The organism is Flavobacterium psychrophilum DSM 3660 = ATCC 49418, from assembly GCF_002217405.1.
GTDB classification, from domain to species: Bacteria; Bacteroidota; Bacteroidia; order Flavobacteriales; family Flavobacteriaceae; genus Flavobacterium; species Flavobacterium psychrophilum.
Window position 1 is genome coordinate 59138 of the sequence record NZ_MUHE01000010.1, and the last position, 14483, is coordinate 73620.

Here is a 14483-nt window from a genome sequence, read left to right on the forward strand (position 1 = left end):
ACAAATTATAATTAAATATTAATTATTTGTTAATTTAACACTTTTTTTAAACCTAATTTTTCAGCTTTTTTTAAAACAAATTTATAGGCTGCTTGGTATTCATTTGGAATTTCCCCTTCTAAAATGGCTTCTTTTACAGCTTCTTTCAAAACGCCAATTTCTCTACCTGGTTTTATGTCAAAAATTTCCATAATCTGTTCACCAGTAATTGGCGGTTGAAAGTTTCGGACAGAATCACGTTCTTCTACTTCGATGATTTTCTGACGTACAATTTCGAAGTTTTTATGGTATTTCTTAAACTTATTTGGGTTTTTTGTGGTAATATCGGCTTCGCACAAAGTCATTAAATTTTCTACATCTTGGCCAGCATCAAAAACGAGACGGCGCACTGCAGAATCAGTCACAATATCTTCGGACAAAACGATGGGACGAGAACTCATCATAACCATTTTTTGTACAAATTTCATTTTTTGATTTAGGGGCATGTGTAAACGTTCGAATATTTTTTTTGCCATTTTACCTCCTAAAAACTCATGTCCGTGAAAAGTCCAGCCTTGTTTTTTATTAAAACGTTTGGTTGGTGCTTTGCCAATATCATGTAATAATGCAGACCAACGCAACCAAACATCATTGGTATTTGGGCAAATATTATCAACGACTTCTAACGTGTGGTAAAAGTTGTTTTTGTGTGTATGACCTTCTATTTCTTCTACTTGATTTAAAGCGGTTAGTTCTGGAAGAATAATATCTAACAATCCTGTTTTAAACAATAATAAAAATCCTATTGAGGGTTTATCTGACGAAAGGATTTTATTTAATTCATCGACAATTCGTTCGCCCGAAATAATATTTATTCTATCGGTATTTTTAGCGATAGAATTTAAAGAATTTTCTTCAATGGCGAAACCCAATTGTGTTGCAAACCGAATACCACGAAGCATTCGCAAAGGATCATCAGAATAGGTAATATCAGGATCTAAAGGGGTTTTTATTGTTTTGTTTTCTAAATCGGTTAAGCCATCAAAAGGATCTAAAAGTTGGCCGTAATTGGTTTTGTTTAGGGAAATTGCTAAGGCATTTATTGTAAAATCACGACGGTTTTGGTCATCTTCAAGCGTTCCGTTTTCTACAACAGGATTGCGACTTTCGAGATTGTAAGATTCTTTTCTTGCTCCAACAAATTCTATTTCAGTATCTTCAAAACGAAGCATCGCTGTTCCGTATGTTTTAAAAACTTGTACTTTAGGTTTGTGTGGTAATAATGCTGAAACTTTTAGTGCCAACTCGATTCCTGAGCCTACTGCAACAATATCTATGTCTTTTTTAAATTCTCTTTTTAAAATCAAATCACGTACAAACCCGCCAATTACATAGCTATCTATGCTAAGTTCTTGGGAAGCTTCTGAAATTATTTCAAAAATTTTGTTATTTAGTGCTGATTTATAGTTCATTTCTTGTTTCTGTATTTTCTCCTTGGTCGAAATGACAAACTATAATATAAAACTTTATTTGCGAATGACCTTTACTTGCGAATCATTCGTTAATTTTATGATTGTAGATGGTTTTCCTCCAATTTTTTCGTGATGCAAATTTACAACATAGTCTACACCTTTTAAAATTTCTGGGCTAATATCTTTAAACGCAATAGGGGTAGGTTGTCCAGAAATATTTGCTGAAGTTGATACTAGAGGTTTTTTCATTCTTTCTAGTAATTTGAAGCAAAATGGTTCTTTTACGATTCTAATACCAAGTGTCTTATCTGTTGCGATTAAGTTTGGTGCTATGTTTCTAGGATTGTCTAATATTAGAGTAGTTGGTTTTTCGGACACATCCATAATTTGCCAAGCTACTTCTGGGATGTCTTTAAAAACGTTGTACATCATTTTTTCGCCATTCATGAGGCAAATCATGCTTTGTGTTTCGGCTCTTTGTTTGAGTTTGTATATTTTGGCAACTGCCTCAGGGTTTGTAGCATCGCAGCCTATTCCCCAAACGGTATCGGTAGGGTAAAGAATGATTCCGCCTTCTTTGATGACTTCGTAGGCGTTGTGTATTTCTTGGTTGATGTCCATATTAAGAAGGTTTTAAATCTTTAATTTCCAGATAAATTTTTTATTATAGTGTTTTATTTTAAAAAAATTGAAAAATAATGGGCGATTTAGAATAAAACGTCTTTTATATCTATCATATTTTTTTGGAGAATCTATAATTTCAAAATATTTATTTATTGTCTTAATCGTATTAAAGGATAGCAAAGTAAATATATAATGTTTGTTTTCTGTTAATAAAGATAGATAAGGTTTAGATCTTGGGTATTGGTTTTTCTTAAATTTATTATGAACAAGCTTTAAGGTGTTATTATTTATTTCTATAGTGTTTACTTCTTTTAAAATCAAGGTTTTAAAGTAAGTTAAATATATACCTATAATTTCTTTATAATTTTTAAATATAATATTATTATAATATTTTTCGTTAATAATATCGAATGCTTTTAAAATATATATTATGTTTTGATCTTTTTTGTTATTTGTAATGGAATGAATGTTATTTGTGTGATAATAGTAAGTTTCCTTATTGCAAAATGAGATTTGTTTTGCTAAAAACCAGGTTTCAAAAAACCATAAATAATCTTCATGTAAAATTCCTTTTTTAAATTGAAGCGAATTATCTTCTATGAATGTTTTACGATATATTTTATTCATTACCGTAACGCAATGTCCTTCTTCAATTATTTTCAGAATTATTTCCTTATTCAAATTTTTTAATGTGCCCTGAGTGTATTTAAAATGATGTGTTTCACCTAAAAATTCAGTTGTAAGAATGTTTCTCATTTGGGTTATTCCTACGACAAAATCAGATTTGATATCAATTGAATTAATCAAATCCAGTATCGAATTTGAAGGTAATAAATCATCAGCATCAAGAAAAAAAATGTACTCTCCCTTAGCCAATTGAACGCCATTATTTCTTGAAGTTGATACCCCTTGATTCTCTTGATGGTGGTGAAAAAAGCGATTGTCTTTCTTTACCCAGTTATCTATTATATTTGAACTTTGATCTGTGCTACCATCATTAACAATTACACATTCCCAGTTTTTATACTCTTGATTAAAAACAGATTCTAATGTATTGTTTAAATAGTTTTCTCCGTTGTAACACGGAACTATTATGGATACTAAATTTTTCATAATTACAAGGGCGTTGTTGTAAATTTTTTTTTTGAACTAATTGGGGTTGTTTAAAAAAAAGATTTTAAAGTTTCTTTTATCGAAAAATCATCTGTTAAACTAATCATACCATTTAGTTTTTCAGGGGAACCGGATAATTTATATATTTCGTTGTTTCTTACAAAAGCTGGATTTATCTTAATTTCTAAATTATGTTTTGAAATTTCTTTGCAGGCATTTATAACTTCATCTAGCGAATGTGTTTTTCCAGAACATAAATTCACAATTTCTGATAAAAAATCACTTATTGCTAACTTATGGTAGCATTCACAAATAAAATTTATCGAATTATATTCTCTATATACATTAATATTTCCCAGTTCTAATACGCTAGCTTTTTCTTTAAATGCTTTCGTGATTTTGGGTATTACAAAATTTACATTTTGTTCTGGTGCTGTATAATTAAACGGTCTTGTTATAATTATTGGTAGTGTGTCAAAATAAGTTTTGGCAACAAATTCCATAGCTAGTTTACTAATCCCATAATGATTTACGGGATTAGGACATAAAGCTTCTGAAAGTACTGTTTCAGTTTGGTTTCCGTAAACGGTTGCGCTACTTGCTATAATTATTTTGCGAATACTATCTTTCGATTCGTTTTTTATTGCTTCTAGCAGGTTTTGTGTTCCTATTACATTTACATCATACATTTCGTTAAGATTCTCATGTCCAACAAAAGATATTGCTGCAAGATGAATTACGATGCTTGGTTGAATTTCTTTTATAATTGCACTTAGTTTTTCTTTTTCTAATAAGTTACAAATAAAGATATTAGGATTTTTACTTTTATTACTATTTGCTAAACCAAAAACTTCAAAGTTTTTATCGGCAAAATATTTAGAAAGATAAATTCCTGTAAAACCATTTATTCCAGTAATAAAAACTTTTTTAGAATGAGAATCCATTTGTGTTTCTTCTTATATCGGCTTCCACCATTATTGAGCAAAGTTTTTCTAAGCTTGTTTTAGGATGCCAGTTTAATAAATCATTTGCTTTTTTTGCATCACCAATTAACAATTCTACTTCTGAAGGTCTGAAAAATGCTGGGTTAATTTGAACTAATAATTCATTAGTTTTTTGATTAAAACCTTTTTCGTCGACACCTTGACCTTTCCAAACTAGATCGACGCCAATTTGTTTGAAAGAAAGTTCTACAAAAGTTTTAACAGTAAATGTTTTATTGGTTGCTAAAACAAAAGTCTCTGCATCCTTGTATTGTAACATTTTATACATTCCTTCTACATATTCTTTGGCATAACCCCAATCTCTTTGTGCATCTAAATTTCCTAATTCTAATATAGATTGTTTTTTAAGAGATATTTTAGCAACGGTATCTGTAATTTTTCTTGTTACAAATTCCCTTCCTCTTAAGGGCGATTCGTGGTTAAATAAAATACCACTTACACCAAAAATATCATAACTTTCTCTATAGTTTATTGTTGCCCAGTGTGCAAAAAGTTTCGAAAAACCATAAGGACTTCTTGGGTAAAAAGGGGTGTCCTCGGTTTGTGGTACTTGTTGTACTTTACCAAACATTTCTGAGGTACTGGCTTGATAAAATCTAATTTTAGGATTAATTATTCTAATAGCTTCTAATAAATGTAAAGCCCCAATTCCGGTTGTTTGTGCCGTAGAAATTGGTTGATCAAAAGATACCCCTACAAAACTTTGTGCTGCTAAATTATAAATTTCGTCTGGCTGAACTTTGTCTATTAGTCGGATATTGCTCGTTTGGTCATTTAAATCATATTCTAGTAAATGCAAATTTGGATTGTTTTGAATTCCTAATTCTTCAATTCTCCAGAAATTCATAGAACTAGAACGTCTATATGTCCCGTAAACTTCATATCCTTTGCTTAAAAGTAATTCAGCTAAATATGCACCATCTTGTCCTGTAATACCTGTTATGATTGCTTTTTTCATGTATATATATTAAATTTTTATTAACTGCTTTTATGCAAAAGTACATTTTTTTAAAACAACCCGAAAAAGAATTAATCAAAAGTATATCTTTGTCCCTGAAGTTTTATTAAAAGGTAATTTAAATTACTTTTGCATTTGTTTTTTTGTAAATTATTTTAACTATGAAAGAGAAAATTGGCGTTAACGTTTTTGGATATATAAATGGTGAATTTGGTCTAGGTGAAGCCGTAAGATTACTAATAAAAGCTATGCAAAGCGTAGATATTCCAGTAGCATTAATAAATTTAGACATAAAAACAAATCATCGTCACGAAGATAAGACTTTCGAAAACTTTACAAAAGAAGCTCCTTATTCAATAAATTTAGTGTTATTAGGACCAGGAGAGGCAAGCTTACCGCTAACTTATTTTGAGGATTCTGGCTTGTTTAAAAATAAATACAATATCTATTATTTAAATTGGGAGTCTGAATATTTCCCTCAGGAATATGTAGATAATATTAGCTTTTTTGATGAAATTTGGGTGCCTGCAAAATATTGTCAAAATGTAATTTCTAAGGTTACTAACATACCAGTAACGGTTATTCATTATCCTATTGAAATTGTAATACCAGATACAATCGATGAGGAAGCCGAAAAATTCTATGATAAATCAAGTTTTAATTTTTTATTTATTTTCGATTACAACAGTACACTCGAAAGAAAAAATCCTATAAATTTAATTAAAGCATTCAAAAAAGCATTTGACAAGCACGATAAAACAGTTTCGCTAACGATCAAAACCTCTAGAGCTACTAGGTTTGCAAAAGAAAAATTAAAATTATTGGAGGAAATAGAAGGGTTTGAAAATATAAATATTGTAGAAAAAATATTCGAGAAATACACTTTACATAACATTATAAAAGGTTGCGATAGTTATGTTTCTCTTCACCGTTCAGAAGGATTTGGTCTCACCATGGCCGAAGCTATGTTTTTTGGGAAACCAGTTATAGCAACGGGTTACTCAGGGAATCTAGAATTTATGAATAATGAAAATAGCTTTTTAGTTGATTATAAAACCTGTACAGTAGATTCAAAAATCATCAATTATGACAAAAATACGATTTGGTCTGATCCTGATTTTGAGTACATGGGAGAATTAATGAAAAGAGTAAAAGAAAATTCAACTGCGATTAAAGAAATTGCAAATAAAGGTAATGAAACAATACTAAATGAGTTCTCAACTATAAAAATAGGGAATGAAATTAAAACTAAAATAGAGTCAATATTAGAGAATTTTAGAATAGATCCAATCAAAAACGGATACATTTCTGTTTATTTAGAAAATATAAAACTAAAGGAAGAACTTCGTCTCGTTTATAAAAGCAAGTTAATTACTACAATATTAGATGTTAAACTATACTTTAGAAATAGAAAATTAAAACGTAAAAATAAAAATAAAAATAAATAAAAGCGTAATTTTTTACGAATGTTTTTTTTTGTTGGTTAAAAATGAGATATTCATTTTCTAACTAAATTGACGTTTTTTTAATAGTTTATCTGTAAAATTTAATAAACTGGTTTTAATAAAATATCTTTTCTTCATTTCAAATTTTGTGTTATTAATTAATTCTTTTAGTTCTAATAAAACGAAGCCAAATCGATTGTCTAAATTTGTTTGAAAAGCTAAAAAAGTTTCTATTTGATTGTATGAATTAATGATTTTTTTCAATCTTTTTTTATAACCATAAAATGATATTTCATAATTTTTATAATCAAAAATCTCTGTTAGTAATAATTTTTCTTTTTGGGTTTCATTAAAAAAAACACCTCCAACTTGTTGATTATTATGAATTCTATAGTAAAAATATTTTTCATTCAACATTTCAAAAGCATTATTATTGCTAGAAACTAATGCAATCCATTCATCATGATGAAAATTTTTCATTATTGGAAAAGGTATTATTTCGGGTATGATTTTTTTTCTGAAAGCCATTGAAGCTCCAGTTGCAATATTTTCTAAATAACTAATCATATTGAAATAATTATAATCGATATTTTTTTCTCTTAAAAATTGAGGTACATCCCAAATTGCATATTTATCATGAACAATTCCTCTTTCGTCGATGCAATAACCGTTTGATGCTAATGCATCAATTTTAGGGTTATTATTAAAATATTCAGCATATTTTTCTACTTTAATTTCTACCCAAAAATCATCTTGATCTGACAGAAAAATAATATCACCAGTACATAAAGTAATTGCTTTTTCGAAATTTTTTACACTGCGAAGATTTTGTTCATTAATATAAATCTTAAATAAACCAGGATTTGTCGAAGAATAATGATTTAAAATTTCGACAGTTTTGTCGGATGAACAATCATCGCAAACTATAATTTCGTCAACTTTTTTTGTTTGGTTTAAAATAGAATCTAATTGTTCCTTAATATATTTCTCACCATTATATGTGCATAATGCTACCGATGTTTTCATTTATTTATATTTTGAAAATAGTATTCACCCAATTGTCTAAAGAATATTGGTAATAAATTTTATCAGAAAGTGGTTCGTAATTGGTTTCAAAAAAACATTTATCAAAATCATAGTTTTCATTTTCTAATACTAAAATATTATTAGGGTTATAAAAATTATAAGTCTTAATATTTTTGTTATTTGTAATTAGTTTTTTCTGAAAAGCCATGGCTTCAAAAACTCTAAAGCTAAGCCCTGATTGGTTATCTCTAACTAAATCGAGTATGGTTTGTGTTTGTGCATATAATTTTTTTAAATCATTTTGTTTGATGCGATTTCTCTTGAATTCGATTCCTAATATTTTCGATGAAAAAACATTTTTTAATTTATATAAACTCGTTTTTTTTCCTACAATTATAAATTTATAACTCACTTTTATTTTCTCGAAAGCTTGTTTTAGCAACATGACTTTCTCCAGTCTATTGTCAAAAGAAGCAATGTATAAAACCTGATTTTTAATCGAAAGACCATCGGTTATAGGTTGTTTTTCGAGATAATTATAATTTGTTGTTTCTTTAAAACCATATTTTTTTACATCTCCTTTATCGAAGGAGTATATTTCGTTAAATACGCCATGTAACAAATGCTCGATAGGGCATCTTTCTACGCTGTCATATAAATAGGCAATATATTTAGGTGTAAATTTTTTTATTTTCTGATGGTATTCTAAACTAATAACTTCAGGATTTATGACTAGGATTTGATCTTGAAAACCTTTTTCTTCAAGCATTTTTATAATATGTTCCTGACGTTTTTTTATCTTAGGATTTTTTCCAAGTACTATTTTACTAAATGTGTTAATAATTCTTGTACCTATATTTTTATGCTTAAAACCACCAATTTTTATGTGAAAAGAATCAATACCTTTTTCATTTAATTTATCAACTATGTGTTTGTCGTAGTTCCAGTGGTCAAAACTAATGATGCAAATTTTTTGAGACATTTTTAAATTTTATAACCTAACAAAGGTATTAATATTTTTTGCTAAAGTAACAAGCCAAAAAGGCAATTTTATAAAAAGGTCTAGTTTATTAATTTACTCTACTACTTATTTTTTGTTACAAAAATTAAAAACATAATAAGTTAGTGTGGTAGGTCTTTGCGGGCTTAAAACTTGATGACTTTCGACTTTAATTTTACTTTTTTTAATTATTTTTTTGAAATCAGAATATTTAAAATCTAAAATTAGTCTATTTTTGTTTTTCAAAATATATTTATGAATAACGAATTGCTCAACATTATTACCAATTTTGATTCTTTAGGGAGCGATTTTGTAATAGGTAAAAGAAATAAAATAAAAACAATACCTTATAATGATATAATTTTAAATGTAAAATCATTTAAAATCCCCTTTTTTTTTAACGGAATTGTGTACAAATTTTTCAGAAAATCTAAAGCAGAACGTTCTTATAACTATGCCAAAATATTATCAGAGAAAGGAATTGGAACACCTAATCCTATTGGTTTTTATGAAAATAAATCTGCCTTTAGATTATTAGATAGTTATTATATTTGCGAGCATTTATCGCCAGATTATGTTTTTAAAGATTTATTTAATACTCCAAATGAAAACTTAGATGATATACTAAAGCAATTTACATACTTTACATTCAATCTGCATGAAAGAGGTATCGAATTTTTAGATCATTCTTCTGGAAATACACTCTTAAAAAAAGTTAGTCAAGATAAATATGAGTTTTATTTGGTAGATTTAAATAGAATGAAATTTCATAAAGAAATGGATTTTAAGACCCGAATGAAAAATTTTAATCGTATCACACCTAGTGAAGCGATGATAAAAATTATAAGTTTTGAATACGCAAAATTATACGGAAAACCTGAAGAAGAAACCTTTCAATTAATGTGGAAATATGCTTCGGAGTTTCAAGAAAAAGCAAGAAGAAAAATTAGGTTAAAGAAGAAACTAGGTATTAAATAGACTGTTAGTATGAATAATTTTTTTAGAAACATTTTTAAGCATCCTTTTTTTACAGATAAAAAATATATTATAGCAATATGGCTTCTTGTTACCATTGTTTCTGTTGTAAAACAGTTATTTATTGGTAGATACAATAATTATAAAATTTTTAAGGCAGTTTATTTTCATACCATAAATAAGCTTCCTTTATATAGTGAATATCCTTCTGAATATTTCGATCACAATCATTACGGACCAGTTTTTAGTTTGCTAATCGCTCCCTTTGCTATGCTACCAGATTGTGTTGGAATAGTGCTATGGGGAATTTTTAATGCCTCAGTTTTAGTATGGGCAATTACAAAACTACCACTAAAACAAACTCAAATAGCAGCTGTTTTATGGATCTGTTTTCATGAGTTTCTAACTACTTTGTTAGGGCTTCAGTTTAATCCTTTAATGACCGCACTTATTATACTTTCCTTTGTATATGTAGATAAAGAAAAAGTTTTTTGGGCAGCTTTTTTTATAGTTTTAGGAGTATTTGTTAAATTGTATGGTATTGTTGGGTTGGCATTTTTCTTTTTTACCAAAGATAAAATTAAGTTTATAGCATCCTTAATCTTCTGGAGCGTTATCCTTTTTGCGCTTCCTATGCTTATTTCATCTCCAGACTATATTATTCAAACTTATCAGCAATGGTTTTACGATATTATTGATAAAAACACCGAAAACACAAACTTAACTTCCTATCAAGATATCTGTTTAATGGGAATGGTTCGACGATTTATGCAAGACAGCAACATTTCAAACCTACCCTTTTTATTTAGCGGAATTATATTATTTGGGTTGCAATATTTGAGAATAAAACAATACAAAGAAAAAGGATTTAGATTAATGCTATTAGCTTCGGTATTAATATTTACAGTTATTTTTAGTACAGGATCAGAATCACCAACCTATATTATTGCATTTCTAGGCGTTGCAATTTGGTTTGTTATTCAGCCCAAACCAATATCAAAATTTCATGTATTCTTATTTGTTTTTGCTATGATTTTAACAAGTTTATCTCCATCAGATTTAATGCCTAAATTTTTAAGAGAAAATTATATTCGTCCTTATGCACTAAAAGCCTTGCCTTGTGTGCTTATCTGGATTGCTATAATTTATGAAATGCTAACCAAGCAATTTAATAAATACCGTTCTATAACAACTTAAAAATGAGTTTAAATAATAAAATATCTATTGTTATACCCTGTTTTAATGAATCACTAAATATTTCAAAAATCATCAATGAAATTGAAAATGTTTTTGCCGAAATTACTTATGATTTCGAATTAATTTTTGTAGATGACGGAAGTATAGACGATTCTGTTTCAATTCTAAAAACAGAAGCCGAAAATAAATCATTTGTAAAATATATAGAATTTTCTAGAAATTTTGGAAAAGACCAAGCCCTAAAAGCTGGAATTGATATAGCAAAAGGAGACGCATTAGTAACTATTGATGCCGATTTGCAGCACCCACCAGCATTAATCAAAGAAATGATTAAAAAATGGGAAAACGGTTACGAAGTAATTTATGCTTTTAGGAAAGAAAATAACCCAGATGCCAGTTTTAAAAACAGAATAGGTTCGAAAGTATTTTATAAATTAGTAAATTATTTGTCTGATATTAATTTAGAAAATGGTATTGCAGATTACCGATTGATGGATAAAAAAGTAATAAAATCATTAAAAAATATTAATGAATACGAACTTTTTTTACGAGGAATGGTCAAATGGATTGGATTTAAACAAATAGGAATCCCTTATATCCCAGAGCAACGCTTTGCAGGCGAAAGTACTTACTCTATAAAATCACTTATAAAATTAGCCTTGCATGGCATAACTTCCTTTAGCACAAAACCTTTGTATTTGTCTATATATTTAGGTTTTTTGTTGTCAGGAATCGGATTTTTGTTCTATTGTACTTATGTTTTTTATAGCCTTTTTTATAGTTTAGCCATTTCTGGATGGGCATCGGTAATTTTTACCATCGTATTTTTCGGAGGATTAAATCTAATAGTTTTAGGTATTGTAGGAATTTATGTAGGTAAAATTTTTATGCAATCTAAAGGTCGTCCCAATTATCTAATTAAAGAAACAAATTATAAATAATGGTATTATTAAGTTTTGATATCGAAGAATTTGACATGCCTTTCGAATATGGTAAATCAATCTCTTTCGAAGAACAAATAGCAATTTCTATAGAAGGAACAACAGTAATTTTAAATTTATTAGAAAAAAATAAGGTAAAAGCTACTTTTTTTAGTACAGTTATTTTTGCTCAAAATGCTCCCGATATTATAAACAGAATTATTGCCAACGGACACGAAATAGCTTCTCATAGTTATTATCATAGCGACTTTACAATAGAACATTTGCGAGAATCTAGAGAAAAATTAGAAGAAATAACCAATACTAAAGTGGTAGGTTACCGTATGCCTCGTATGTTTCCTGTTGATGAAAAAGAAATTTTTAAAGCTGGTTATTTATACAATTCGTCTATAAATCCCACCTATTTACCTGGTAGATACAATCATTTCGATAAACCTAGGACTTATTTTAAACAAGTAGGAGTGTGGCAAATTCCAGCATCGGTAAGTCCAATTATTCGATTTCCATTATTCTGGTTGTCTTTTCATAATTTGCCTTTGTGGTTGTACCAAATTTTAATTAAATGGACAATTAATAAAGATAATTATTTAAATATTTATTTTCATCCTTGGGAATTTACGAATTTGAAACAGCCCGAAAAATTTGGCTTTCCTGCGTATGTTTCTAAAAATAGCGGCAAAGAAATGATCGCACGTTTTGATCGCATGTTAGTTTGGATGAACAAAAGAAACTATAAATTTGGATCTTTTAAAGATTTTTTAACCACAATATAATTATGCAAAAAATATCAGTATTTATAATTGCTTACAACGAAGAAAAAATAATTGAAAAATGCCTTAAAAAACTTTCTTGGGCAAATGAAATTATTGTTGTCGATTCTGGAAGTACTGATAAAACAATTAGAATTTGCGAAAAATTAGGTGCCAAAGTGATTTATAATAAATTCGAAAATTTTGGTAAGCAGAAGCAATTTGCATTAAATCAGACCACTAATAATTGGGTTTTATCACTCGATGCAGACGAAGTTTTGTCGGACGAATTAATATCAGAAATTAAAAACATCGATTTTTCATGTAATGGCTACTTAATTCCTAGAACTCATGTTTTTTTGCATAAAATTTTTAAATCAGGTAGCGAAAACAAGAAGCCAATTCTTCGGTTTTTTAATAAAAAACAGGGGAAATTTATCGAAAACAAAGTGCATGAAATTATTACAGTTGATGGGGAAATTGGGGTGCTTAAAAACGAAATGCTTCATTATACCGTTTTTGATGTTTCGACAGCAATACAAAAGCAAGTTAAATATTCACTTTTAAGTGGGGAATTTTTGTTCGAAAAAGGAAAAAAAGCTTCATTGGCTAAAGTAATAATCAAATTTCCATTCGATTTTATTCGATTTTATTTCCTTCATCGAAATTTTTTAAATGGGTATCAAGGCTTCATTTGGAGTATGTTATCGGCCTTTGGTAGCTTTATAAAATATGCAAAATTATATGATTTGCATCAAAATAAAGATTCATAGCATTGCATAATTTCTTTTGCAATGAGATTATCATTAAATTTCTGAACAAAGTTGAAACCTTTATCTGAAATTTCATTTCTTAAAGGTTCGCTAAGCAAAAGTTTTTCTATTTCTACTTTTAAATCTTCAGCATTATTAGGGTTTATGTAAATAGAATTTGGTCCGCCAGCTTCGGGGAAAACACCAGAATTTGTAGTAATAACAGGTGTTTTAGAAAATAATGCTTCAATAATAGGAATCCCGAAACCTTCAAATACCGATGGGTAAACAAAAACTGTGGCTAGTTGATAAGTAATTGCTAATTCTTTGCTGGTTAAACCTTGTAAGAAAATTACTTTTTCTTCTATATCATTTTCTTTGATATAGGTTTTTATTTTGTCAGCATAAGCAGTTTTTTTTCCTATTAATACCAGTTTGGTATCAATATTTTTAATGGCTTTTACAATAGTTAAAGCGTTTTTTCGTTCTTCAATTGTACCTACATTTAGTATAAACGTTGCGGGTAAATTATATTTTGCAGTAACTTTATTCTTTTCTTCTACCGAATATTTTTCTTTAAATACCGCTTGACAACCTTGATAAATGACCTTTATTTTATGGGCAGGAACTTTAAGATAAGTAATAATGTCTTCTTTAGTTTGTTGGCTAATTGCAATTATTAAATTAGCATTTTTTGCTGATTTTTTGAATTTATAATAATGTATTTTTCTGTCAAGAAAAGAATATAAGTGTGGGTATCTCATGAAAATTAAATCATGAATTGTAACCACACTTTTTATGTTTTTACTTTTTAATCCAGAAGGAATTTCACCAGATAATCCATGAAATAGTTCAATTTTATCAGCTTCTAAATCATTAATAATTCCTTTTTGTCTCCACAAATTATAAAATTTAGTATAAAATGAGGTAGTAGGCAATTTTTCGAAAATAACAGGTGAATTAGTCGTAAAAAGGGCTTCTTTATTTTTTTTAGGATTGTAAAGAAAATAGCTATTTTTAGGATAATAAGTAGCCAAAATACGTACTAAATCCCTACTATAATTGCCTAAGCCAGTTTTGTTATGAAAAATTCTTTTTGCTTCGTATCCTATATTCATTTGTTCTTTAAAATTAATATTTTTCTAGAATAAGTTTGCTTGTAATGGCTTTTGTAAGTTACTGAAATTCGAAAACAGTTTAAATTCTGTTTACCCCCAACACAAATGTACTAAAAGTAGATTTGAGTGT

General features: G+C 28.3%; 14 protein-coding genes. 6 read left to right on the forward strand and 8 right to left on the reverse strand.

What is annotated here, in order from left to right; translation table 11 throughout:
- Nucleotides 1-29 precede the first annotated feature (29 nt).
- Genes B0A57_RS02875 through gmd form a run of 5 tightly spaced genes read right to left on the reverse strand, consistent with a single transcriptional unit; the run spans nucleotide 30 to nucleotide 5150 of the window.
- Complete coding sequence (locus tag B0A57_RS02875) at nucleotides 30-1451, reverse strand: CCA tRNA nucleotidyltransferase (protein WP_034098417.1); 1422 nt, start codon at nucleotides 1449-1451, stop codon at nucleotides 30-32.
- Between the two features lie 54 nt (nucleotides 1452-1505).
- On the reverse strand, nucleotides 1506-2072 hold the full coding sequence (locus tag B0A57_RS02880; RefSeq protein ID WP_011963755.1) for an L-threonylcarbamoyladenylate synthase: 567 nt from the start codon (nucleotides 2070-2072) through the stop codon (nucleotides 1506-1508).
- Between the two features lie 12 nt (nucleotides 2073-2084).
- On the reverse strand, nucleotides 2085-3188 hold the full coding sequence (locus B0A57_RS02885; RefSeq protein WP_034098415.1) for a glycosyltransferase family 2 protein: 1104 nt from the start codon (nucleotides 3186-3188) through the stop codon (nucleotides 2085-2087).
- Nucleotides 3189-3238: 50 nt separating this feature from the next.
- A complete protein-coding gene (locus B0A57_RS02890) occupies nucleotides 3239-4132 on the reverse strand; it encodes a GDP-mannose 4,6-dehydratase (protein WP_034098412.1) in 894 nt (297 codons plus the stop codon).
- Nucleotides 4116-5150 (reverse strand): GDP-mannose 4,6-dehydratase, encoded by a 1035-nt coding sequence (gene gmd / locus B0A57_RS02895; RefSeq protein ID WP_034098410.1) that lies wholly within the window; start codon nucleotides 5148-5150, stop codon nucleotides 4116-4118. Before gmd ends, B0A57_RS02890 begins: the two co-directional genes overlap by 17 nt.
- Nucleotides 5151-5311: 161 nt before the next feature.
- Between gmd and B0A57_RS02900 the strand changes: the two genes are divergently transcribed.
- Nucleotides 5312-6598, forward strand: coding sequence for a glycosyltransferase (locus B0A57_RS02900; protein WP_052079114.1), 1287 nt, complete (start codon nucleotides 5312-5314; stop codon nucleotides 6596-6598).
- A gap of 57 nt (nucleotides 6599-6655) precedes the next feature.
- On the opposite strand, the gene B0A57_RS02905 is transcribed toward B0A57_RS02900, so the two are convergent.
- On the reverse strand, nucleotides 6656-7621 hold the full coding sequence (locus tag B0A57_RS02905) for a glycosyltransferase (protein ID WP_038466880.1): 966 nt from the start codon (nucleotides 7619-7621) through the stop codon (nucleotides 6656-6658).
- A 4-nt stretch (nucleotides 7622-7625) separates the two neighbouring features.
- Complete coding sequence (locus B0A57_RS02910; protein ID WP_034098391.1) at nucleotides 7626-8603, reverse strand: glycosyltransferase; 978 nt, start codon at nucleotides 8601-8603, stop codon at nucleotides 7626-7628.
- Nucleotides 8604-8876: 273 nt separating this feature from the next.
- Between B0A57_RS02910 and B0A57_RS02915 the strand changes: the two genes are divergently transcribed.
- Genes B0A57_RS02915 through B0A57_RS02935 form a run of 5 tightly spaced genes read left to right on the forward strand, consistent with a single transcriptional unit; the run spans nucleotide 8877 to nucleotide 13256 of the window.
- Complete coding sequence (locus B0A57_RS02915) at nucleotides 8877-9599, forward strand: lipopolysaccharide kinase InaA family protein (protein WP_034098389.1); 723 nt, start codon at nucleotides 8877-8879, stop codon at nucleotides 9597-9599.
- Nucleotides 9600-9608: 9 nt separating this feature from the next.
- Complete coding sequence (locus tag B0A57_RS02920; RefSeq protein ID WP_034098387.1) at nucleotides 9609-10793, forward strand: glycosyltransferase family 87 protein; 1185 nt, start codon at nucleotides 9609-9611, stop codon at nucleotides 10791-10793.
- A gap of 2 nt (nucleotides 10794-10795) precedes the next feature.
- Nucleotides 10796-11734, forward strand: coding sequence for a glycosyltransferase family 2 protein (locus tag B0A57_RS02925; protein WP_011963746.1), 939 nt, complete (start codon nucleotides 10796-10798; stop codon nucleotides 11732-11734).
- Entirely contained in the window at nucleotides 11734-12507 is a 774-nt protein-coding gene (locus B0A57_RS02930; protein ID WP_034098385.1) for a polysaccharide deacetylase family protein, read from the forward strand. Before B0A57_RS02925 ends, B0A57_RS02930 begins: the two co-directional genes overlap by 1 nt.
- Nucleotides 12508-12509: 2 nt before the next feature.
- On the forward strand, nucleotides 12510-13256 hold the full coding sequence (locus B0A57_RS02935) for a glycosyltransferase family 2 protein (protein ID WP_034098383.1): 747 nt from the start codon (nucleotides 12510-12512) through the stop codon (nucleotides 13254-13256).
- On the opposite strand, the gene B0A57_RS02940 is transcribed toward B0A57_RS02935, so the two are convergent.
- Nucleotides 13238-14353, reverse strand: coding sequence for a glycosyltransferase family 4 protein (locus tag B0A57_RS02940; RefSeq protein ID WP_034098381.1), 1116 nt, complete (start codon nucleotides 14351-14353; stop codon nucleotides 13238-13240). The two genes, B0A57_RS02935 and B0A57_RS02940, sit on opposite strands and share 19 nt — an antisense overlap.
- Between the last annotated feature and the right edge of the window lie 130 nt (nucleotides 14354-14483).